Annotated in this window: 15 protein-coding genes; 8 read left to right on the top strand and 7 right to left on the bottom strand. The window is 33.0% G+C overall.

The annotated features are described in order from the left end of the window. Window positions 1-152: 152 nt before the first annotated feature. Window positions 153-1178 carry a DUF4352 domain-containing protein gene (locus tag KRR19_RS11640; RefSeq protein ID WP_060804075.1) on the bottom strand — a complete coding sequence of 342 codons (1026 nt, stop codon included), beginning with the start codon at window positions 1176-1178 and terminating at the stop codon, window positions 153-155. Window positions 1179-1647: 469 nt separating this feature from the next. Here KRR19_RS11640 and argF point away from each other — a divergent pair, with 469 nt between their 5' ends. The 4 genes from argF to KRR19_RS11660 all read left to right on the top strand — a co-directional run bounded on the left by argF (window position 1648) and on the right by KRR19_RS11660 (window position 9124). Beyond that, window positions 1648-2652, top strand: coding sequence for an ornithine carbamoyltransferase (argF, locus tag KRR19_RS11645; RefSeq protein ID WP_107587673.1), 1005 nt, complete (start codon window positions 1648-1650; stop codon window positions 2650-2652). Between the two features lie 14 nt (window positions 2653-2666). After that, window positions 2667-3599, top strand: a complete 933-nt coding sequence (gene arcC / locus KRR19_RS11650) for a carbamate kinase (protein ID WP_002480072.1) — start codon at window positions 2667-2669, stop codon at window positions 3597-3599. Window positions 3600-4089: 490 nt separating this feature from the next. Beyond that, entirely contained in the window at window positions 4090-5658 is a 1569-nt protein-coding gene (locus KRR19_RS11655) for a YfcC family protein (RefSeq protein ID WP_031262850.1), read from the top strand. Window positions 5659-7894: 2236 nt separating this feature from the next. Continuing rightward, window positions 7895-9124, top strand: a complete 1230-nt coding sequence (locus KRR19_RS11660) for a transposase (RefSeq protein ID WP_216733643.1) — start codon at window positions 7895-7897, stop codon at window positions 9122-9124. Between the two features lie 35 nt (window positions 9125-9159). On the opposite strand, the gene KRR19_RS11665 is transcribed toward KRR19_RS11660, so the two are convergent. After that, window positions 9160-9498 carry a nucleotide pyrophosphohydrolase gene (locus KRR19_RS11665; RefSeq protein ID WP_002480076.1) on the bottom strand — a complete coding sequence of 113 codons (339 nt, stop codon included), beginning with the start codon at window positions 9496-9498 and terminating at the stop codon, window positions 9160-9162. Next, entirely contained in the window at window positions 9491-11194 is a 1704-nt protein-coding gene (locus KRR19_RS11670; protein WP_242543436.1) for a DUF2075 domain-containing protein, read from the bottom strand. The genes KRR19_RS11665 and KRR19_RS11670 overlap by 8 nt, the downstream gene beginning before the upstream one ends. 484 nt (window positions 11195-11678) lie before the next feature. Here KRR19_RS11670 and lpdA point away from each other — a divergent pair, with 484 nt between their 5' ends. From lpdA to KRR19_RS11690, 4 genes are read left to right on the top strand one after another with little or no spacing between them, the layout of a single operon-like run. Then, window positions 11679-13031: a dihydrolipoyl dehydrogenase gene (lpdA, locus tag KRR19_RS11675; RefSeq protein WP_216733644.1), complete on the top strand. Its 1353-nt coding sequence runs from the start codon at window positions 11679-11681 to the stop codon at window positions 13029-13031. A gap of 23 nt (window positions 13032-13054) precedes the next feature. Then, window positions 13055-14002, top strand: a complete 948-nt coding sequence (locus KRR19_RS11680) for a thiamine pyrophosphate-dependent dehydrogenase E1 component subunit alpha (RefSeq protein ID WP_216733645.1) — start codon at window positions 13055-13057, stop codon at window positions 14000-14002. A gap of 20 nt (window positions 14003-14022) precedes the next feature. Then, window positions 14023-15063, top strand: a complete 1041-nt coding sequence (locus tag KRR19_RS11685; protein ID WP_002480080.1) for an alpha-ketoacid dehydrogenase subunit beta — start codon at window positions 14023-14025, stop codon at window positions 15061-15063. An 18-nt stretch (window positions 15064-15081) separates the two neighbouring features. Continuing rightward, a complete protein-coding gene (locus tag KRR19_RS11690) occupies window positions 15082-16335 on the top strand; it encodes a dihydrolipoamide acetyltransferase family protein (protein WP_070684467.1) in 1254 nt (417 codons plus the stop codon). Between the two features lie 64 nt (window positions 16336-16399). Here KRR19_RS11690 and KRR19_RS11695 read toward each other — a convergent pair whose 3' ends face one another. From KRR19_RS11695 to KRR19_RS11705, 4 genes are all read right to left on the bottom strand, one after another. Next, complete coding sequence (locus KRR19_RS11695; RefSeq protein ID WP_070684466.1) at window positions 16400-21637, bottom strand: helicase HerA domain-containing protein; 5238 nt, start codon at window positions 21635-21637, stop codon at window positions 16400-16402. Beyond that, on the bottom strand, window positions 21618-22370 hold the full coding sequence (gene dptG, locus KRR19_RS12295; RefSeq protein ID WP_253901128.1) for a DNA phosphorothioation-dependent restriction protein DptG: 753 nt from the start codon (window positions 22368-22370) through the stop codon (window positions 21618-21620). The genes KRR19_RS11695 and dptG overlap by 20 nt, the downstream gene beginning before the upstream one ends. 6 nt (window positions 22371-22376) lie before the next feature. Then, entirely contained in the window at window positions 22377-22970 is a 594-nt protein-coding gene (locus KRR19_RS12300) for a hypothetical protein (RefSeq protein ID WP_253901129.1), read from the bottom strand. Beyond that, on the bottom strand, window positions 22970-23245 hold a 276-nt coding region (locus KRR19_RS11705), incomplete at its 5' end, for a hypothetical protein (RefSeq protein WP_207021236.1). The genes KRR19_RS11705 and KRR19_RS12300, both read right to left, overlap by 1 nt.

Raw genomic sequence — 23245 nt, forward strand, 5'->3', positions numbered from 1 at the left:
GGCTTACATAAGAGTCCGTGAGGACTTCTATTATAAAGATTTTTATACATATTTTCGAAAATTTCATAAAAAAATAAACTACCGTTACACTTTTTCAAGTTATAACGGTAGTTTGTCTACGGTCTGAAAGCTGCCATAGGCAGCTTTTTCAATTATTGTGAATCATCTTGAGATTGATTGTTCGTATTTTGTTGTTTTTGTGCTTCTGCTTCACGTGCAGCTTGTTCATTTTGACGTTGTACTTGAGCTTCATAAGCACGTTGTTCCGCCTCTTCTTGTTTGCGTCGTTGTGCTTCTTCACGCGCATTGACTTCATCTTGGCGTTTCATTTCTGCTTCAAACTCTTTATTGATACGATCTTGATTTTTTTGCCATTCAGCCTCTTCTTCTTTTACTGCTTTTTGATATGCAGCATCAAGCTCTTCTCCATAATCTTCTAGCAATTTATCTACACGATCAGCTAAATCATTGTATTCTTTGTTCGTAACTCCACGTGTGACATGGTTCATACGCTCACCTTTTGTGAAGGCATTGTATAAATCAACTAACGCATTATATTCATCTGCAGAATAAGGATAGTCTTTTTCTTTAGATGATTTTTTAGAACTTTTCTCTTTAGTATCAGATGCTGCTGCTTTATTTGTATCGTTTTGACTGTCACCTTTTTTAATCATTGCTTGGTGGATGTTCCATTTACCTTTAACATTTTTCTTTTTAAACTGCGCATCCATTTCTAATGTATAGACTTTAGCGTCTGGTACATCGAACGTCAAAGATTCTACTGCAGTTTTTCCATGACTGAGTTGATGCGTGAAACTTCCTTCTGAATGATTACCGCCAACCCAGTCTGGATACGTTTCTCCTCTAATCGTCATTGCGAATGCGCTAGAATCCACAACCACTTTTGGTTTATTATTATTTTTAAATTTCAAAGTTACTTGTAATGCTTTCCCGTTCTTTGGTGCATCAATATCACTGTAGTTATTAATGTATTCCGCTTTGATAACTTGAACATCCACACCATCGGCATCTACTATTTGTCCAATTTTGAATGTCTGCATTTGATCAGTGGCTTTACCTTTTTTAATTGTTTCGTCTGATTGATCATGTGATTTCAAACCGAAACAGCCCGCTAATAAAAATAATGCACTGATTACAATTAACCAAAGTTTTTTCATTGATATCTCTCCGCTCTGTCTTAGTTGTAAGTATCATAGATGTCTAATGGAGACATTTATTTTCTTATATAACACTATCTTATATTACTTTTAACCAAAATCAATCTATTTTTAAGTTTTTGTTAAGCTCATGTGAAATATTTTTTATTTCCACGTTTAAAATGCTGAAAGTATAGGAATTCAGCGATTTTCTTTCTATTAATTTTTGTTGATTTTGAACAAAAAAGGGTTAACTTACACGGAATAGGTAATACAAATAAAAGCGAGTCATATATTCATACAAATAAATGAATATTTTTCTTTTTGTTATCGCTAAAAATGCACCTTTAAAGACACCTTATGCATAACGTTAACTTCTCAGACAAATTTAAAGTTATAACTAAATAATTGTGCAAAATTTCATTGACGAAACCAATAGAAAGCGTTTACAATTAATGTGAAATCAATCACATAGAGGAGTTGTATTAGAATGCAAAACTTAAGAAATAGACATTTCCTAACATTATTAGATTTTTCACAGAAAGAGATGGAGTTCCTACTGAACTTATCAGAAGATTTAAAACGTGCAAAATACGCAGGTATTGAGCAACAAACACTTAAAGGAAAAAACATTGCATTAATTTTCGAAAAAGACTCAACTCGTACTCGTTGCGCATTTGAAGTTGCGGCAGCTGACCAAGGTGCAAGCACTACTTACCTTGGACCAACTGGTTCTCAAATGGGCAAAAAAGAAACAGCAGCAGATACAGCACGCGTTTTAGGCGGCATGTATGACGGCATCGAATATCGCGGATTCTCTCAACGTACTGTTGAAACATTAGCTGAAGAATCAGGCGTGCCGGTATGGAACGGTTTAACTGACGAAGATCACCCAACACAAGTATTAGCTGACTTCCTAACAGCTAAAGAAGTATTGAAAAAACCTTATCACGAAATCAACTTCACTTACGTAGGCGATGGTCGCAACAACGTTGCGAATGCGTTGATGCAAGGTGCAGCAATCATGGGTATGCGTTTCAACCTTGTTTGCCCTAAAGAATTGAATCCTACGGATGAATTATTGAACCGTTGTAAAGAAATCGCTGAAGAAAACGGCGGCGAAATCTTAGTAACAGACGACATTGATAAAGGTGTTAAAGGTTCAGACGTACTTTACACAGACGTATGGGTATCTATGGGTGAGCCAGACGAAGTTTGGGAAGAACGTATCAAATTATTGAAACCTTACCAAGTAAACCAAGACATGATCGAAAAAACAGGTAACCCACGTGTTATCTTCGAACACTGCTTACCTTCTTTCCACAACACTGACACAACAATCGGTAAACAAATCTTTGATAAACACGGCTTAAAAGAAATGGAAGTTACAGATGAAGTCTTCGAAGGCAAACACTCTGTTGTATTCCAAGAAGCTGAAAACCGTATGCACACTATCAAAGCTGTGATGGTTGCGACTCTAGGAGATATTGGATAAGGAGGACACAAAGTATGGCTAAAATCGTAGTAGCATTAGGAGGAAATGCCTTAGGCAATTCCCCACAAGAACAATTAAAGCTAGTGGAAAACACATCAAAATCACTTGTAGCATTGATTCAAAAAGGCCACGAAGTAGTCATCAGTCACGGCAACGGTCCGCAAGTCGGCAGTATCAACCTAGGATTAAACTTTGCGGCAGAACATGATCAAGGTCCAGCCTTCCCATTCCCAGAATGTGGTGCAATGAGTCAGGCGTACATTGGTTATCAACTACAACAAAGTTTACAAAACGAACTACACAATTTAGATATTAAGAAACCTGTTGTGACTTTAGTCACACAAACAGTGGTTTCTAAAGAAGACCCAGCATTTGAAAATCCAACAAAACCAATTGGTAAATTCTATGACAAAGATTTAGCAGATACAATTGCTAAAGAACGTAAATACACATTCGTAGAAGATTCTGGTCGTGGCTACCGTCGTGTAGTCCCTTCTCCACAGCCAATTGAAATTGTTGAGCTACCAAGTATTGAAGATTTAATCAATAACGGATCACTCGTTATTGCTGGTGGTGGCGGCGGTATCCCTGTTGTTAAAGACGACCGCGGCGACTTACACGGTGTAGACGCAGTAATCGACAAAGATAAATCAAGTGCGATTCTTGCGGCACACATCAAATCTGATAAGTTAATCATTTTAACTGCAGTCGATTATATCTTCATCAACTTCGGTAAAGAAAACGAAGAAAAATTAACTAAAGTCACTACTGCTGATATGGAAAAATATATTGAAGAAGGTCAATTCGCTAAAGGTAGTATGTTACCTAAAGTTGAAGCATCTCTTCAATTCATTGAAAAGAACCCAGAAGGCGAAGTACTCATTACTTCTCTAGAAAATCTAGATGCTGCATTAGAAGGCAAAGTGGGTACAGTGATTACAAAATAATTCGCTATTGATGGTAGGTAATGCTCAATAGATAGTGAATCATGACAGATATATTGATTATAAAAAGTGCCTGAACATGCTTGAACAATCTCACATTTGTTACAACTTGTTCAGGCCTTTTATAAATATTTTGTTACATAATTTATATTCAAGTCCTATCATACACAGAATTTTGAATGAGCGGATCTCGCTGATTCAAAAAAATTTTACGCAAAAATAAAGAGTATTCTTACACTTTAATCTTTGATAACTTTTTTAAGTCCTGCGTTGGATAGCTTTTGAATATAAATTTAACAGCCGAAGAATGTCAAAGTCTATATATCTATCGATAGTCTCTATGACATTTGAAGCTGGAACCAATATATAAATAAAGCGTATGGGCTGAATAAAATGTATCTTGTCTTTTTTATCTGACATTCGAATATGATAACTGCATTTTTGAGATTCCCTTGCTTATAAGGAGATGATTATAATGGATCATGCAAATCAAATGGATGCTGCTAAAGAATCAACAGAGCCCCCTAAAAAGAAGAAAAAATTTAAACTTCGTATGCCTGGTGCCTTTGCCATTTTGTTCATTTTAACAATCGTTGCTGTTATTGCGACATGGCTGATTCCAGCGGGTGCGTATTCTAAATTATCTTATGAACCAGGGTCTGATCAATTAAAAATTGAAAACCCTCATAAAGAAATTAAGAAAGTGCCGGGAACCCAAGAAGAATTAGATAAAATGGGCGTCAAAATCAACATAGAACAGTTTGAATCCGGCGCAATTAATAAACCTATTTCTATCCCAGATACTTACGAAAGATTAAAACAAAATCCAGCAGGACCTGACCAAATTACAAGCGCAATGGTTCACGGAACAATCGAAGCCGTTGATATTATGGTATTCATCTTTGTACTCGGTGGACTGATTGGTGTTGTAAGTGCCAGTGGTTCATTTGAATCTGGATTACTTGCGTTAACGAAAAAGACTAAAGGTCATGAGTTTATGCTCATCTTCATGGTTTCTATCCTGATGGTACTTGGAGGAACCTTGTGTGGTATTGAGGAAGAGGCCGTCGCCTTCTATCCAATACTGGTGCCAATATTCATAGCAATGGGTTATGACTCAATTGTCTGTGTAGGGGCCATATTCTTGGCCAGTTCCGTCGGAACAACCTTCTCAACAATTAACCCATTCTCAGTAGTTATCGCCTCTAACGCTGCAGGTATTGCCTTCACTGAAGGGCTATATTGGCGTATCGCAGGTTGTATCATTGGTGCAATCTTTGTTATTGGTTATTTATATTGGTATACACAAAAAATCAAAAAGAATCCAAAAGCTTCTTACTCTTATGAAGACCGTGAGAAATTCAATGAACAATGGTCTGTTATGGGTAAAGATGCACATGCGGATCAATTCACTTGGCGTAAGAAAATCATTTTAATCTTGTTCGTTATCCCATTCCCACTTATGGTTTGGGGTGTAATGACTCAAGGTTGGTGGTTCCCAGTCATGGCCGCAATGTTCTTATCTGTAACGATTATTATCATGTTCATTGCAGGTATGGGTAAACAAGGATTAGGAGAAAAAGGAACAGTCGATGCCTTTATTAATGGTGCTTCTAGTTTAGTAGGTGTATCATTAATCATCGGTTTAGCGCGTGGTATTAACTTAGTTATGAATGAAGGATTAATTTCAGATACAATCTTGAAATTCTCATCTGACATCGTATCTCATGTGAGTGGTCCGATATTCATTATTATCTTATTGATTATCTTCTTCTTCCTAGGATTTATCGTACCATCATCTTCTGGTCTAGCAGTACTGTCTATGCCAATTTTCGCACCGCTAGCAGATACTGTTGGTATTCCAAGATTTGTTATTGTAACTGCTTATCAATTCGGACAATATGCAATGTTATTCTTAGCACCTACAGGACTTGTAATGGCAACATTACAAATGTTGGATATGAGATACTCACACTGGTTCCGATTCGTATGGCCAGTTGTAGTATTCGTACTTGTATTCGGTGGTGCAATGTTAGTAACACAAGTATTAATCTACTCATAATTAAAACAAAATTAAATAGGTATTCTGAAGCAGAGATCTGAATAGGTCTCTGCTTTTACATTTATAATAGGAAGAAACTCATGATTTTTTAGTAAAACAGTAAAATTAGTGTACCTATCCAGTAAAAAAAGTGATAGTGACTGGATCGCTGAACAAGTAATATTTTATTACATTGACGAATAACAAATTTATGTATAAATAAAAGAGGCTCATCGTAAACAATTACGATAAGCCTCCACACTTATGAATGATAAAAAGTTATTAAATCTAATGATTTTTACGATACGCATCCAACATATCTTAAAAAATTCTACTTAATTTTAAAGCTTTGGTTTAAACCGCTGCAGTAATTCTCTTTTTCTCATACTGCATCAATTTAAACCCACCTATATGGTGTTTAATAATAATAGGGACACTAACTTTTTTACGCATCCTATTTGTGACGATTTCTCTCTCTATGTCTCAAATAAAAATTCATTTTCTTTTTCTCTCGAATTTTGTATTACAAATTTTCTATATCTCATTGTGATACGAACTTGTAAATAATAGTTGTATCCTTAAAGAAGGAGTGAATTTCTAATACCGATGTTTGTCTAACTGGATTTCTAACCAGAAATAATATAACCGTTATGCGAAAGATTGCCTTTCGTTAGTTATTTTTTACCAGCTACAAACCTAATCGGTCAGGTCAATTGAATTACTGTGCTGTTAAACCTTCATGAAGTTCGATCTCTATTTATGAACTCAGCAATTCAATCTTGCACAGTACGCGCACCTTTCACAGCTGCAAATACAAATTGGACTTTGGCCTGTTTTTCTCTCAATTTGTATCAAAGTTGGATTCCTTTTTTGAGAGGTGTTTGTCTTGTGCATGGCTAAATATTAGCATCATGTTTTTTGATAGTCAAGAAAAATCTTAAAATTTTTATAGATTTTTTTACAATCATTACGGTTTCATACAATTTCTTGGTGGTTATCACTATCATAAAGTAAAAAATGTTATTTTTCTAAAACCGCACCACAACAACGATTAAAGTAATTTAGCAATATCAAAAAAATCTTGAATTTGTGTTTTTCGAGTTTTAGTGTTAAAAAAACCTTTGTGGTTTACGATAATTTTTTCGCTATATATGAAGTGAAATATTATCGTGATTTTTTTAATAAAAGTTCTTTACTTATCAAAAGTTATCCTATATACTTTTTCTTGTCTTCAAAGCAAGACAAAGATGCTGTCATTTTCTTTTTTGTTTTGAAGCGCAACTTTTAAATTCACAACTTGATGACCCGCCCTTTTTGGGCGGTTTTTTGTTTCTAACAAAGCAAAAAGGCCAGACCATAAAGATAACTTTTTGATCTAGCCCAATCAGAATAGAATGTCTAGTCTCATGCTAGAAACGGTTATGTAGCTTCTTGGAAAGACTACATGCTAAAATCTTAGCACTCCCCTATTTCTATTGTCAATCAAATATTTTAAATTTTAAATGAATGTAACCACGCTTTAATTTCTTATAAAAACATACATATTCTTATTGTTTGCAATATATTCAATTAATCAAAAGAATGGTTAGCTTCTCATTGAATACATCAATCGTTTTAAAATCATATTAAGCAGCTATTTAAAGGCATTCAAACATTCTCTCTGTTTATATTCTAAGTCCTTTTTCATTGTTTGAAATTCAGTATTATCAAACTGTTTTATTATTTTATCGAAAAAGGTGTTTACAAAAATTAAAAAGCACTTTATAATTCAACTATCTCATTACCTCTCTTTGAGGTACATCACTTAAATATAACGCTATATCCAACTCACTTTATTTCATAGCGTTCAATACCATTTCCTCTTACGTTAATAGCACATTATTTTCCCTTTAGTCGACAATCGACATTGTAGTTTTATTTTCAAGTAATACTCTAATTGATTCACAAACTAACTGAACAACTTAGAAACACGCAATTGATACATAACACAACTCAATCTTGTTTAAGATTATCGCAGTTATTTCCAAACCATATTAATTCTAGACATCAGAGAAAGGAAATTTTAATATGCCATATTTTATCCAATACATACTCCCATTACATGAATTTACAAGTATCACAATTTATAACTTCAATCTTTACTTCCCACTGACAGGTGCGCGCTTATGAATGAGCTCTCCATGACTATAAATTAATTTATTTTCAATTTAGCTTACACATTATTAATTCAATGACATCCAGACAGGAGAATATTTTCATGACTCAATTTCATAAAGAACTGCACATGACCTATCCTATTTCAAACTTAGTTTCTGAAATCAAAGAAAGCAACATGGATATTGATTCAAAGAAAGAGTTGATTTCTTTAACACAACATCTTCATCATGAATATCCACTCAACGTAGTAAAAATATTACGTGACAATTATATCCCTATCTCAAACTTAACTACTGAGGCTTACCAACAAGGTTATCGTCTTAAAATGGGGCAACTGGATATCAACTTTCCTAAACGTCTGTTCACTGAATTCGAACCTTCTGTTATCTTAAGTTATGCATTACCTGAAGCAGCGATGTGTATTTCATTGCTGGAAAATCATGTTCATGGTTTAACACAAGGTTCAATTCATAATGCGCTCTATTATTTTTGGGGACACTCCATCACTGAATCTCACATCTCTCATTTAAAAAGTGTATTGAGTCTTAAAACAAATACATGGCGCAAACGTTTGCTTGATCGTACTCACTATCACTTTATTCATGCGCATGCCCTTCAACTCCCTGTATTTGACGGTGCACATATTGACTTTGCGAAACTCTATACAATCACTGGCATCAATGAATATGGATATAGAGATATTTTAACTTTGACTGTTTCTTTTGAAGAAGAAAATGTGGTTTGGACACAACTCTTCAATGAATTGAAAAATCGTGGGATGAATCCGCCTTTAATGATTTCAGCTGACCTATCACCTGCTTTAATGAAAATATGTTCAAAACATTTTCCAACGATGAAATATCAAGTATGTTCTAGATCTATGAGAATTGCGTTGAATGAAGCTTTTGAACGTGTCTTAAATACTGATGACTATGCTGAACCACCAAAAGACGTTGCGAAACAAGCACGTCAACTGGTAGCTACACTATTCGAGCCTAATACTGAATATCAAGTCAATGTAGAAATCAAAAAAGAATTAGTAAAAATAACGAAAGACTATCCAAGTTTTGAGGAAGGTATAAATTTATTAAATCAATACTTTGAAAGCTGCTTTACGTATCTGACAATACCTGTCGCACCTAACTACAACTATGTACTGACAAGTAATAGCGCAGAACGTATCAATAAAGAAGTTAAAAAAATGAGTGAATGCCCTTATGTTTATGCGAGCCCAGAATCAGCAGAGCTGGCGATTTCTTGTTTTATGAAACACTTGGAGTTCAACAACTTCTTTAAACGTATAAAACTTAAAAACAGAGAGCTCTATTAAATAATTAAAGGACTGCGCTAAGCAGTCCTCACATGTTATAACTCTGTATATTTTTTATTTGACTCTTTAGCTTTCTCTACTGGATACTTAATCGCATTTTTCTTCAACTTTTCGCGGATAATATCATCAATATTCATCTCTAAGTTATCCGCAATCATGTAGCTGTATATCAAGACATCTGCCAACTCTTCAGCGATACGCTCACGCTTTGTCTCGTTGACTTCTTCAGGCTGTTTCCACTGATACAGTTCTAAAAGTTCAGATGCTTCAAGCGATAAAGAAATTGCGAGATCTTTTTCATTATGATAAGGTCTCCAGTTTCTCGCATTACGAAAATCATTAATTTCTTGGATGAGTTGTTCTGTATTATTCATGGTTTATACCTCCATTAGCGGCACGTTTAAGTTCATTTTGCAAAGCTTCATCTACTGCGTAAATATATAAGCCGTTGACGCCGCGTGTTAATAAGACGTTTAATTCATTCTTAAGCAATTCTTCTGTGAATTTAGCTTTTGTGTTATCTGAGAGTGTTCTATTTCTAGTTGCTTTTTGATTATAACTCTCTGAACCGTCAAAAATAATTTTACCATCTCTAAATTTAACAGATGGACCAATAATCACACCTGCATAATTTAAATCGAAGCCTTGTACGGTAAATGTTGAACCTACTTCATCAATAGTTTGACTTTGTTCAGGCCAAGATAAAGATTTTTCTCGTTTACTAACTTTGAGTTGACTGTTCCAAGGCATGCTCCATTCACCAATGCGTACACGCCAATAATCCGCTTCTTCAGGTGCTTTACTATTATACTTCCAGTCATACGTTGCGAGTAAACGTGAAATACCAGAGTCTTGAGATTGAGCTTTATTTCGTATTGCTTGTTCTAGCTGCTTAGGTTGATCAAATATTTTAATATCATACTTATCATCTTCAGGAATATTATCAATGGTTTGTTTATCTATGAGGCGACGAATCCAATCTACAGTATCTTCATTACTATTGATGCGCATTTGATTATTAAGATGTATGTGATTGTTATTTTCTTTAGTTTCTGACACCAATTTTTCTAACTGGTCTGCTTCTATCACTTGTTCAGTACTTAAGATTTGGTTTCTATCAAATACCGCAATAACTACTTTTGCTCGGGCAATTAAATCTTTCAGTTGGTTTTGTCCACGGTAAGATTGCTTACCTTGTGTCCATAATAAGTGCGCTTCATCTACAATGATTACATCTACTTTATCCTCAGTACTGCGCTGATTAATAAAGCTGGTAGGTTTGTTTACTATCGCTTGTTTTTTATTCTTTGGATCATACAACCCTAATTTCTTCGCAATTTCTTGATAAACTTTTAATTGTTCATCATGATTGACTAACAAATACACACTTAAAGGCTGGTTATCATTTTCTTCTAACAACGTTCGTTTTAAATCAAAGAACAAACTGCTCATTAATACGGTTTTACCTGAACCCGCTTCACCTTCTACCAACACCAGCTGTTCTTCTAAGTTATTATGTAACGCTACTTTTATCTTACCCGTTATCGCTTCTTTAGCTTTATTTTGTTCCTGAGTCAATTTATGAAACGGGGAAGCTTTGAATATCGCTGAATCTCTAATAATACTTTCTACTGGGAACAAAATATTATTCTCTTTATTCAACTTCTTCCAAATATCCGTAAAGATATCATCTAATTGATCAGCTGTATAATAATCGTTTTGTTGGTTTGCTCTCTTATTATAGATGTATTCAATACTATCAACACTTGATAAATACTGCATCAAACGATTCTCCACATCTAACGTTAGAGATTTATTGAAATAGCGATGACCAATCACATACATAGTCGACGTTAACGACAACGAAAAATCTGCCCAATAAGGTACTGTCTTCGCATCCGTCAATAAATGCTGAGAAGTACGCTCCTTAATATCAGCTGTCTCCCCTACATACACCTTAAAACCCTTTTGCTTATCATCATTAATGATATAAACCGTAGGATACTTCAACAGATACTTCGAATCCTCAGAGCCTTCCCATACGTCCACAAAATGATTTAAATCCTCCATTGAATACTTTATTTGTTTAATTATCGGCTTTCTTTTCCTATTCATTTTAATCACCTAATACACCATTAATATTGTAGTAATAAAATACTACACACCCGTTTAAGATAATTATAAGTGTCAGTGAATAGGAAAACAATAAAACCACCATACGATTCAGCTTCCAAAATACATTTATACACAATGTATTTTTCTTTCATGTTCTTTTAATACCGTTCTCTTTAATTTTAGCCTTTATATACTGATTCTCATTTTATAAACAGTAATTACATATCAGTTGTAATTTTTAATCGATGAATGCTTCTAACTTTAATACTAATCATTGATTTATCACAAATTGCTACTCAATATTCCTGTAAATTTTTTAGAGTTGCACATATTTATTTGAATATTTAGAAAATATTAAGTAAAATGAGAATAAACTAAGTAAGCGCTTACATAGTGAATGTTTACTTGTTTCCATCTTTTATATTAAGGGGGCGATAATTTGAAACAATATGACTTAGTTGTTATTGGCGCTGGCCCTGGTGGTTATGTTTCTGCTATTCGAGCAGCACAATTAGGTTTAAAAGTAGCTATCGTTGAAAAACAGTATTTTGGGGGAACCTGTTTAAACGTTGGCTGTATACCATCCAAATTATTATTAGAATATGGTAAAAAAGTTCAAAACATTAACATTGCTGACTCTTGGGGAATACACACTGAAAATTTAGACATAGATTATTCTAAATTGCTCTCTAGATCGAAGACAGTAATTTCTCAATTAACTGGCGGTGTTGAGCATTTACTTAAACAAAACAAAGTTGATCAGATTAAGGGTGAAGCAATTGTAAACGAAGACTTAACCATTAAAGTTGATCAGCAAACCATCAAGGCTAAAGACATTATTCTTGCAACTGGCAGTACTCCATTCGTTCCTCCTATCCCTGGACTAAAAGAAACAAACTATCACACTACAGACACTATCTTCAAAATCGAAAAACTACCAAAGCAATTAGCAGTAATTGGTGGTGGCGTTATTGCTACAGAAATCGCATCATCAATGGCTGACTTAGGTGTTAAAGTGACAATTATAGAAGTCGCTGATGATATCTTACTCACTGAAACTAAAGAAATCCGCTCCGTATTAAAAGAACATTTAGATTCTCAAGACATTACAATTTTAACGCAATGCACAATTGATAAGGTTACCCAAGATCATATCCAATTAAAAGATCAAAAAGATATTAACTTTGATACCCTGCTTGTCGCGACTGGCAGAAAACCGAACCTTCAAGTCATTAATGAACTCAATATCGAAAAAGATGAAAAATCATTTTTAAAGGTTGATACAAATTATCAAACTAACATCCCACACATTTATGCCGTTGGAGATTTAGTAAATAGTTATCAGCTTGCTCATGCTGCGGGTGCTGAAGGAATCGTGGCAACAGAAAGTATTGCTGGTTTAAAACCTAAAGCAATTCAAAATGAAATGATTCCACGTTGTATCTATACGCGTGTGGAAGCCGCTTCAGTAGGTTTATCTCAAGAACAAGCAGAAGAACAAGGTTATAAAGTTAAAACAGTCGAAGCTCAATTCCAAAGTAATGCTAAAGCTTTGATTGAGGGAGAGACAGATGGTTTTATTCAACTCGTTATTGATACTCAATATAGTGAAATATTAGGTGGTTTTATTACCGGGCCTAATGCTACTGAGTTAATTGGTGAACTGCTAGGTGTAAAAGTATCTGAAGGAACAATAGAAGAATTATCGCAAGTGATTCAACCTCACCCTTCTCTTTTAGAAGTAATGGGAGAATCTGCAGATAGTTATCTAAATAAAGCAATTCATAAATAGCTATTTTTAAGGGGGAATTAGTTATGAATAAAGAAGAAGCACGCTGGATCTATAAAACAATGAATGAAATCCGTGAATTTGAAGACAAAGTACATGAGATATTTGGCAAAGGAGAAATCCCTGGATTCGTGCATCTATACGTTGGCGAAGAAGGTGTCGCAACGGGTGTAATGGCTTTATTAGAAGATGATGACTATATCACGAGTACACACCGAGGACACGGACATGCTATTGCTAAAGGTTGCGACTTAAACGGTATGATGGCTGAAATCATGGGTAAACGAGACGGCTTAGGCCATGGTAAAGGTGGCTCAATGCACGTGGCAGAAATAGATAAAGGTATGCTCGGTGCCAATGGTATTGTAAGTGGCGGTTTCGGCTTAGCAACTGGTGCTGGTATTTCTTTAAGAAACCAAGGCAAAAATAATGTTGCTGTATGCTTCTTTGGAGATGGTGCAGCAAACGAAGGAAACTTCCATGAAGGCTTAAACTTCGCTTCGATTTTAAACCTGCCTGTTATCTTCGTTTGTGAAAACAACCAATTTGGTGAAGGTACTACACATAAATATGCAAGTGCATCAGAAACAATTGCTGAGAGAGCTTCAGCTTATAACATGCCTGGTGTTTATATAGATGGAATGAATGTAGTAGAAGTATATGATGCAGCAAAAGAAGCTATCGAACGTGCTAAAAATGGCGAAGGTCCTACGCTTATAGAGTGTGATACTTATCGTAAGTATGGACACTTTGAAGGCGATGAACAAAAAGTAAAATCAAAAGAAGACCGAAATGCTGATCGTAATCCAACTGAAGAATTCCGAAAATATGCCATTGAAAATGACTTGTTAACTGAAGATGAAGCAAATGAAATTGAAACAGCTGCGAAAAAAGCTGTAGAAGATGCAGTAGAATTTGGTGAAAATAGTGAATTACCAGATTTAGATTCTTTATATAAAGATGTATTTGCATAAGCTTAAAGGGGGAACTGACAATGGGAGAAGAACGTAAAATCACATTTATGAAAGCCGTAAACGAAGCAATGGATATTGCGATGGAACAAGACGAAAACGTTATATTAATTGGTACTGATGTAGCCGGCGGTGCAGATGTAGATCACTTACAAGATGATGATTCATTCGGCGGTGTATTCGGTGTTACAAAGGGATTAGTTAAAAAATATGGACGTAATCGCGTGATCGATACACCTATCGCTGAACATATTACTTTAAGTTCCGCAGTCGGTGCTGCTGCAACAGGCTTAAGACCTGTGGCAGAATTAATGTTCAATGATTTTATCGGGTTTGGACTTGATCCTATTTTAAACCAAGGTGCAAAAATGAGATATATGTTTGGCGGTAAAGCCAAGATTCCAATGGTAGTTAGAACTGTCCATGGTGCTGGCGCTGGTGCCGCTGCGCAACACTCACAAACACTATATAATATTTTTGCTAGTATTCCTGGTGTTAAAGTAGTAGTCCCTTCTAATCCATATGATGCTAAAGGATTACTTTTAGCAGCGATTAAAGACGATAATTTAGTTGTTTACTCAGAAGACAAGACATTACTAAGTATGAAAGGTGACGTCCCTGAAGGAGACTATATTGTTGAAATCGGAAAAGCTAATGTCGTACAAGAAGGCGATGACTTAACAATTGTAGCAATAGGAAAAATGGTACAGACCGCTTTAGACACTGCTGAAAAGTTATCTGAAGATAATATTTCAACTGAAGTCATCGACTTACGCTCAATTTCTCCATGGGATAAAGAAGCGGTATTAGAATCAGTAAAGAAAACAGGTCGTTTGATTGTGATAGATGAATCTAATCCTCAATGTAATATAGCTGGAGATGTCGCTTCAGTAATTGGTGATATTGGATTCGATTACTTAGATGGACCTATTAAAAAAGTTACTGCTCCAGATACACCTGTACCTTTCGCTCAAAACTTAGAACAAGCATACATTCCAAGTGTAGAAAAAGTATTAGATGTAGCTGATGAACTAATTGCTGATTTAAAGAAAGTAAAATCTTAAGTTAAGGGGGTGGATAAAATGAGCACAAATATTATGATGCCTAAACTAGGCATGACAATGAAAGAAGGAACTGTTGAAGAATGGCATGTACAAGAAGGTGATTCAGTAAATAAAGGTGACATTATCGTTTCAATCAGTTCAGAAAAATTAACACAAGATGTTGAAGCCCCTGCTGACGGAACTATTATAAAAATCACTACTCAAGCTGGTGAAGAAGCGAAAGTCAAAACACCTATTGGGGTTATAGGAGAAAGTGGAGAGACTGTTGAAGAAAATGAGCAAGAAAACAGTTCAGAAAAAGATGAAACTTCTGAAGAAAAAGATGTGAATTCAAATGATACTAACGAGTCTCCATCTCCTAAAGAAGTTAGTGCTACTCAGAATAAAGGAGAACGTATATTCATTTCTCCTCTGGCACGCAATATGGCAGATAAAAACAATTTAGATATCTCTCGTATCGAAGGCACAGGCGGAAATGGAAGAATTACCAAACTTGATATACAGCGTGTTCTTGAAAATGGATTAGATAAAGAGAGTCAAGATACGACTGATACACCTTCTGCTGCTTCTGTTCCATCTTCTACTGCAGGAGAAGGATTAAATCCAATACGTAAACGTATTGCTCAAAATATGCGTCAGAGTCTCGAACAAACAGCACAACTTACTCTGCACCGTAAAGTTAATGCTGATCCATTATTATCATTTAAAGAAAAATTAGCTACAGAGTTAAGTAATGCTGGACAAGATGTGAAGTTATCTATCACAGCATTGCTCGCTAAGGCTGTAGTATTATCACTAAAAGAGTATAAAAAAATTAATGTCCGCTATGAAAATGGTGAGCTTCAAGAATTTGATGAAGTACATTTAGGTATTGCGACATCATTAGATGATGGACTGATGGTACCTGTGATTAAAGAAGCGGATAGTAAAAGCATCGGGGCATTAGCAAATGAAATTAAAGATTCTGCAGAAAAAGTACGTAATGGTGAAACTAATGATGTTGTCTTATCTGGTGCTACATTTACGATCACTAATATGGGTACAAGTGAGATTGAGTACTTTACTCCAATTTTAAATGTGGGTGAAGCGGGCATCCTAGGTGTTGGTGCTATGCAATCAGAAGTTGTTATACAGGATGGCAATGTAAAGCAAATTCAACGTTTACCACTCAGTCTAACATTTGATCACCAGTTATTAGATGGTGCTGATGCTGCAGAGTACTTAAAAGTGTTAGCAAGATATGTGGAGAATCCTTATTTATTAATATTATAATTATAAAGAACCAGGTCTGTGTATGAAATCAACAGACCTGGTTTTTTCATTTTTATGTTATATATTATCTCTCTTCTAATGGAGTAATATCTAATACTTCTGTAACTTTTTTTAATTCATCATTAACCATTGCATAGCCATTAACCATACATTGTCCCTTACTTAAAGAAGATAATTGATTTTCAATTCTTAATCTTGAATTTTTATCTGTGGCAATTGTTCTACTTACATTAGTTATTTGATCTTCTGGAGGGGCAAAGTGAATTTGTAAAGCTGCATTATAAAGTGCTGCAGTATCTCCACCAGAATTCTTTATAGAATTAATGGACTGAGTAGCTAACCAGGATGACCAACCGAATTTACGGCCTTCCTTTAGAATCTTAGTTGTAGGTGAAGATTCTTTATGGTTGAGGTTCTGCATTTCATCTAATAACACTGGTATAGGAGAGTTTTTATCCCCTTCTCTTTCTGTAAAGTTGTATAGATCCCATAATAAAAATTCTGTAATAATTTTCTGTATTTCTGGGGTATATCCTTTTAATTGGAATATATTAACATCTCCGCTGTTTCCAAATACATCCTTCCAGTTAAATGAATTGTTTTCATATGCAAATGGATCCTTGTTCAATAAGTTACTTATTCTACCTTGTAAATTTAACGATTGAGCAGTATCTTCATCTATCAATCTTTGTTTTATAATTCCAAAAGTAAGTTTTTCATCAAAAGTACTTAGACCACTTCTAATATGTTCTTTCAATAAACTGCTTTGTTGAATACCTAAGCTAAAAACAAAATCAATGATTTGAACGACTCTATCTGCAATATCTTCATTTGTTTCTTCTATCAAAAATCCTCCCAAATCAATGTTATTTCTCTTAAACGGATTGATAGGCAATTTATCTTTGAAAATATATTCGATTTTAAGCTGATCTTGCAGTCTTTTTTTAAATTCATCTTCTAATTGTGTCTCTAAGAACCCATCTGTATAATCGACTACTAAACTATCAATATGATTTTTTGACATTTCATACAACAGACATTGCATAAAATAAGTTTTACCTTGCCCTGATTTTCCACTAATTAGTAAATGACGATTAGGCAAGCCTTTATTGCCATATTCCCAATATAGCTTTTCAACACTTCCATGTATATTGCCTAACAGAATCCTTTTTCCTTCAACTTTATTTTCAACTTTGAAATCACCACTTTTCGATTCAAAGACATTAGTATCCTCAGGAGGAGTAATGATAGGTGGAGCATCCTCTGATACAGGAACCTCAGTTGGAGTGTCATCTGTATTCGAATTACTATTCGGTTCAACTTCAATTGTTAGAGGTTTGTTGTTGTCTTCACCATTATCTTTACCTGTATCTTTTTCCGAATCAATGTCTATATTGCTTAGTTTCAATCCTTTTTTGCCACTCTGTATTTCATTTTTCAAATCTTCGTAACTTTTTTCAGCATCTATATAGGCATCATATTCAGTCAAATGAAGTTCAGCAATATTATTATCTAATTGCTTAGTAATTTTCCTATAACTGTTACCTTCAGTGAAAAATACTGAAATCCCTTTTGCTGTAGATATATTAAAATTATTACTAAATTTAATTTTATTGTTTAATACATCTGTCTTACTTTCCAATACTTTGACTTTCTTTTCATCTTGAATTACACCATTATCAATAAATTTTTTCAAGTTCCCAAAGTATATATTGGCGAAGAAATATCTATAATAATCTCTAGTAAATGAAATATCATCATCATTTATTAGATGCTTATTAAGTACCTTATATAATTCCGAAACTTGCAATGAAGCTTTATTTAACACTGATGAGTCATTTATTCCTACTTTAACCTCAGCAGGTAATAGATAAAATACTCCTTCATTATTTTCGTCTAACTCAAATCCAACAAATAATAAATCATCAGAAATAGACCCTTTATGTTTTAATTCTTTTGCTGAGAAAATATCCGTACTCGCATCTAGACCTTGCTGTCTACTTACTCTTATAATTTCTTCTAATGATACTGGAATCCAAGTAATGTCACTTCTCTCAAGTAAAGCAAGTATTGTTTTGTATGCAGCAATTATGCTTAGTTTTTCTCTTACCTTATTATCTACTTCAAGACTTCTACTACTTCTTGTACCTATAATGGATAATAACCATTCTCCGTTCAAGATATTAAATGAGCGAATTATAGATTCCATATTTTCAGGTTGGAAATTTACATTCACTTTATTTAAAAATTCTTTTAACACATTTTCATATTGAGATGTGTTGTTAGTCACAGTGATGGACTCATAATTAAATGATGAGGTTTGGTCATTATAATGAATAACATAAAGATCTTGTTCATTATCATTGAAATAAGACAAATCTACTGACGGGTCAATAAATGTTACCCAGTTTGAATTATCAAATATTGGTTGCAGGTTTTGTTCCGATAAACTAATTACATTATTAGCTATAACTTCATTCTTTTTATATGGATTTAGACGTCTATTTTGATTATTAGAAATAAAACTATTCCATATTTTCGCACTATTAACGAGAGTATTATGAGATGTCAGACCCTTTACACCAAAACCAGATACGAAGCTATTTCCCATTTTCGTATAAGTTAGATCAGAAAGTAACCCATCATGAGCAATAGAACAGTTTAATTTGTTAAAGTCATTAACACTGAACTGAGGTTTCTGATCAAAGTTTAAAAATGTGATATGAAATAGATTGTCACTATGGTTAAAGTATATGTTGATTTTATCTTTCAATGTTTTTATAACATCTTCTTCTTCATTATTGTTTTTCAATTTGTTTGGAACTTTAACTCCAAGCATTTCTGTTAGTTCCTTATAACTTTTCAAATTATAAAACTCTTCGAATACTGGACTTTCAATCTCATTATCAGCTTTATCTAAGAAGATGTTAATTGGATTGATTAAACTTATATAACGGTTGTTCGTGAAGTCATTTAAAATATATTCACAAACACCTTTTAATACCATCTTATAATCTTCTATATCAACAAATCTTGTATTTAGTGAAAACTCATCGCTAATGCTAAACAAATATTTGAAATGCTTTTTAAAATCAGACAGTCTAGATTTTATTATATTACTTAATTTTTCAGCATTCGCCTTATTTTTTGAAGTATAGGGTTTGAAAATAATACCTCTTGGATAATAATCTTCATAATTTGAGAAATAATATTGATCCTCTTCTACAAAATATGGCAAAAGACCAGCAGAATTAAATTTTCTTAAAATCTTTTCTGGTATTTTACTATCTTTAATCATTTTGGTTTTTTGAATTTCATATCTTAAAACCAATGGGTGTAAAGGCGTAAGATATAAAATACTATCTCCTTTAATAACACCTACTTCATGAATATTTTGAGTGTAAATATCATCTACCTTTTCATTATCTTTTAATTCATTCAATTCTTGCTCAAACAAAGCACAATATTCTTCTGCTTTCTCTAAAAGACTACCTTCTAGATACATTAAACTTGGTAAAGTGTTGTACCTTTTTATTTCTGCTAATAGATCATCATAGACTTCAGTTAGTGCTGGTTTTAATTCTATCCTATCTCCGTAAAAATTATCATCGATGATTTTCCCGCACATATAATCATTGTTCATCATGTTTTCTTCAAAATTTAATAAATCTTTAAATGTAGTGTATAGGTGGTATTCTTCGTTACCTTGTATTACCTTTTTGTTTTGATTTTCTATTGATAATTTTTTATCATATAATTTCTTCATCAAAGCAAAACCAGATATAGGGGCTAATTTTTTAGAAATTTCACTTAATGTCAATTTATAATAAACTTCATTAATATTTAAAGTTATATAAATATTAGCTTCGTCTTCCGCAATCAAATTATTGAATTTAAATTTATTTTCAGATTGTATATCAAAAGTTTGACCATTCTCTCTAACAGTCACTTCTCTTGGTGGCTGATTGTTTATTAAAAGTTCATTTTCTATATCTTTCACTGATATTTCTACCATTTTTGTCTTTGAATCATACTTCAAAGAGTAATCAGTCTTTAAATTTTCAATCAATTCACTACTAAAATTAACAACTAATATCCTGAATTTGAAAGTTAAAGAATTATTATTATTGTGTTTGTAACTAAATTCAAAATAGTGGTCATCATTCTCGTTAAGCTTTGATGTATCAATAATAATATTTTTTCTTTGAGCTTTTATTTCCACTTCTTCTTTTGAATTATTTGTCAAATTTAAATTTTTCATACCTCGTTTAACAATATAATTACTTTCGGGTGGAATATCAAAAGGAAGTTTAACTTTTTCTAAATGTTCACCATTTTTAAAAATAACTATACTTCGTTCTCGTTGTTGAACCTTAGTTTTCCCTTTAGGTTTGTCCCATACTTCTATATTTTTAAATTGTTCTAAAAAATCTTCTTCAAGATAATTCATTTGAATACGTTTTAATTGGTCCATAGCATCTTTACTGTTTTTAACAGTCTCAAAATCCATTTCGTACCAATCATCTTTAGAAAGGGAATTTACTACTTTTTCATTATCAAAATTTTCTTCTAAACCTTCTTTTGGGTTCCCTCTATCGTGGAAATAGTTAACATCATCAAACAACTCTTTATTTTTCTCTAATCTATTCTTTATTTCTTTGTTAGAGAAAGTTCCAATTTGTTTATCTTCAAATAATCCTAGTTGGAAATAGTTTTCTTTGTCTATTTTCCCTTGTTCTATAATGCTAAATACAGCTTCAAAATCCATCAAAGTATACTTAACTAATTCATCGTCAAATGTATTATTGATCACAAATTCCATTACAATTTTTTCATGGTCTTCTAATTGACTCTTTCTATTACTTACTTGCTTTTTTAAATCATTTCTTAAAGTACGAGTGTGAAATGGTGCTCCTTGTTTTGCTAAATCGAAAGCGCCTCCTGTTATACTATCAAGATCTTCACTGATTACAAATATAACTACAGAGTTTTTCCATTCATTCTCCTGTAAGGAAACTTTGTTACGAATAGTAACTAAAAAGTCATTCTTAACCCCTTGTTTTGCAAATACAAAAATAACATTACGATTTTGAATTTCTATTGATTCGGTTGAAAATTGAAATTCTTTACTTTCAAACATTTTTATCTTTTTATTTTCAGTATGATAAATCGCTCTTTGCAGTTTTTCTATTTCAGCTTCATTGTTTAATATAAGGAAATATCTATCTCCTGAGTTCAGAGTACTCTCTTCAAGGAAAGAGATGAGTTTTCCGCTTAAAAAATTATAATATTGGCTTGACATACTTAGCCTCCCCACTATCGCTTTTTTTATCTAAAATATTCATTTTTTCATATAATTCCACTATTTCTTCTTTTGAATATCTATCTAAAAATACTCCTCTTTTTTCAAATTCATTGAACACTTCAGTAACTATCATTTTTTCACTTTTAACAATTAGGGCTGTTAATAAGATAATCAATTCTTTTCTAAGAGTTAGCACTTTTCCTAGTTGTCCTCTTCTTTTCAAGAAATATAGATCTCCTATTTCTTCGATAGATTTAGGAAACCTTGATATTGTCTCATTAGAAACATCATTAACAAGCCAATCTCTAAACATTAAAATTTTGTCGTCTAAATCTTCCGGTATAAATTCTTGTTTTGACATAGATGTTTTGTACATTTCTAGAACTGTTTTTAATTCATCATCTAACTTTTGTCTATCACTGTTATCCATATTTTTTATGTCTTGTAAAGAGTAGAAAGTTTCGTATTCTAACAACTCATTTAAATACCCTATCAAGTTATCATTAGCTAAAATATTTTTATAAATACTTTTTATTAAGTTGAAACCTCTTTTATTCGTTATTCTTGTACTCGTTATCTTTTCTGAATCTAATGTATAGTACAATTCAAACAACTTACTATCATCGACATTAAAGCGATCTATAGTAAGAACCGTCTGCATTAAAAACTGAAAATAATAAAAGGAGAAGAACAAGCTTAAATTTTTTATAGCAAAGTCTTTATGTTCCAAAAGAAATTATAAATCTTCAAATCTTTCTCGAAAAATTTCTTTATTAATTAGTACAAATTGATTATCAGTTTTTTGTTGGGGGATCTTTTCTAATGATTCAATTAGAATATCTTCAACTAAGTTAGATGTAGATCTATCACTTATAAACTTTTTCCAGTTCTCGTCATTACTTAAATCAAAGATTTTCATGATAAATTTTGCAACATCAACTTCTCCCTTTTTTTCATTATTTTCACTGAGAGTATAATAATTTAATAGGAATGGGTGCCTAAAAGACTTTATAGATGATTCATTAAATAAATTTGAAAGAAATTTATGCTTTTCATCTTCTCCCATTTCAAAACCATCTAATAATTGAACACTGTCAACATTTTCCACAATATTATCTATATTATAGTTATCTGTTAAATATACAGGGTCCCAACCTATACTCATTCTTGATAAAGCTCCTATTACAGGTTCAAAACCTTGTGAAAACTTAGCCCTTTCTGGATTTCTTGTAAAAAAGGGCAGTAGTTTGTTTTTGAAATTTCTTTTAAAGTTAGGCTTATCATTAGAGAGTTTTAATTTATTTATTAACTGTGTACTTAAATCTGCCATTATTTTACCTCCTTAATTTCGTATCCTAAAAACCCTTTTTGTACTTGGTATTTTTTGTTATTTTCAATAAGACTTATTATAGTTTTTTCTTTAGACACAGATTCATTAAGAATTTTTTCAACGAATTCAGAAAAGACTATAGAGTCTTTCCAGACTGTCGACAAAGTCCTACGGACTTGTCGGCATTTTTTATTTTTTAACATTTTACATAATAACCTTTTCCCCATTTCTTGTATAATGATAGTAATAAGATAATGAGGTGATAGTATGCTAAA

The sequence above is a fragment of the Staphylococcus sp. CWZ226 genome, assembly GCF_018986355.1.
Lineage (GTDB): Bacteria > Bacillota > Bacilli > Staphylococcales > Staphylococcaceae > Staphylococcus > Staphylococcus simulans.

Excerpts from the sequence above, each read along its gene's own strand:
- KRR19_RS11670 (WP_242543436.1), bottom strand. The coding sequence starts at position 11,194 with ATGGAGGATTTAAATCATTTTGTGGACGTATGGGAAGGCTCTGAGGAT.
- arcC (WP_002480072.1), top strand. The coding sequence starts at position 2,667 with ATGGCTAAAATCGTAGTAGCATTAGGAGGAAATGCCTTAGGCAATTCC.
- argF (WP_107587673.1), top strand. The coding sequence starts at position 1,648 with ATGCAAAACTTAAGAAATAGACATTTCCTAACATTATTAGATTTTTCA.
- KRR19_RS11685 (WP_002480080.1), top strand. The coding sequence starts at position 14,023 with ATGGGAGAAGAACGTAAAATCACATTTATGAAAGCCGTAAACGAAGCA.
- KRR19_RS11640 (WP_060804075.1), bottom strand. The coding sequence starts at position 1,178 with ATGAAAAAACTTTGGTTAATTGTAATCAGTGCATTATTTTTATTAGCG.
- KRR19_RS11680 (WP_216733645.1), top strand. The coding sequence starts at position 13,055 with ATGAATAAAGAAGAAGCACGCTGGATCTATAAAACAATGAATGAAATC.
- KRR19_RS11655 (WP_031262850.1), top strand. The coding sequence starts at position 4,090 with ATGGATGCTGCTAAAGAATCAACAGAGCCCCCTAAAAAGAAGAAAAAA.
- KRR19_RS11690 (WP_070684467.1), top strand. The coding sequence starts at position 15,082 with ATGAGCACAAATATTATGATGCCTAAACTAGGCATGACAATGAAAGAA.
- KRR19_RS11660 (WP_216733643.1), top strand. The coding sequence starts at position 7,895 with ATGACTCAATTTCATAAAGAACTGCACATGACCTATCCTATTTCAAAC.
- KRR19_RS11665 (WP_002480076.1), bottom strand. The coding sequence starts at position 9,498 with ATGAATAATACAGAACAACTCATCCAAGAAATTAATGATTTTCGTAAT.
- KRR19_RS11695 (WP_070684466.1), bottom strand. The coding sequence starts at position 21,637 with ATGTCAAGCCAATATTATAATTTTTTAAGCGGAAAACTCATCTCTTTC.
- KRR19_RS12300 (WP_253901129.1), bottom strand. The coding sequence starts at position 22,970 with ATGGCAGATTTAAGTACACAGTTAATAAATAAATTAAAACTCTCTAAT.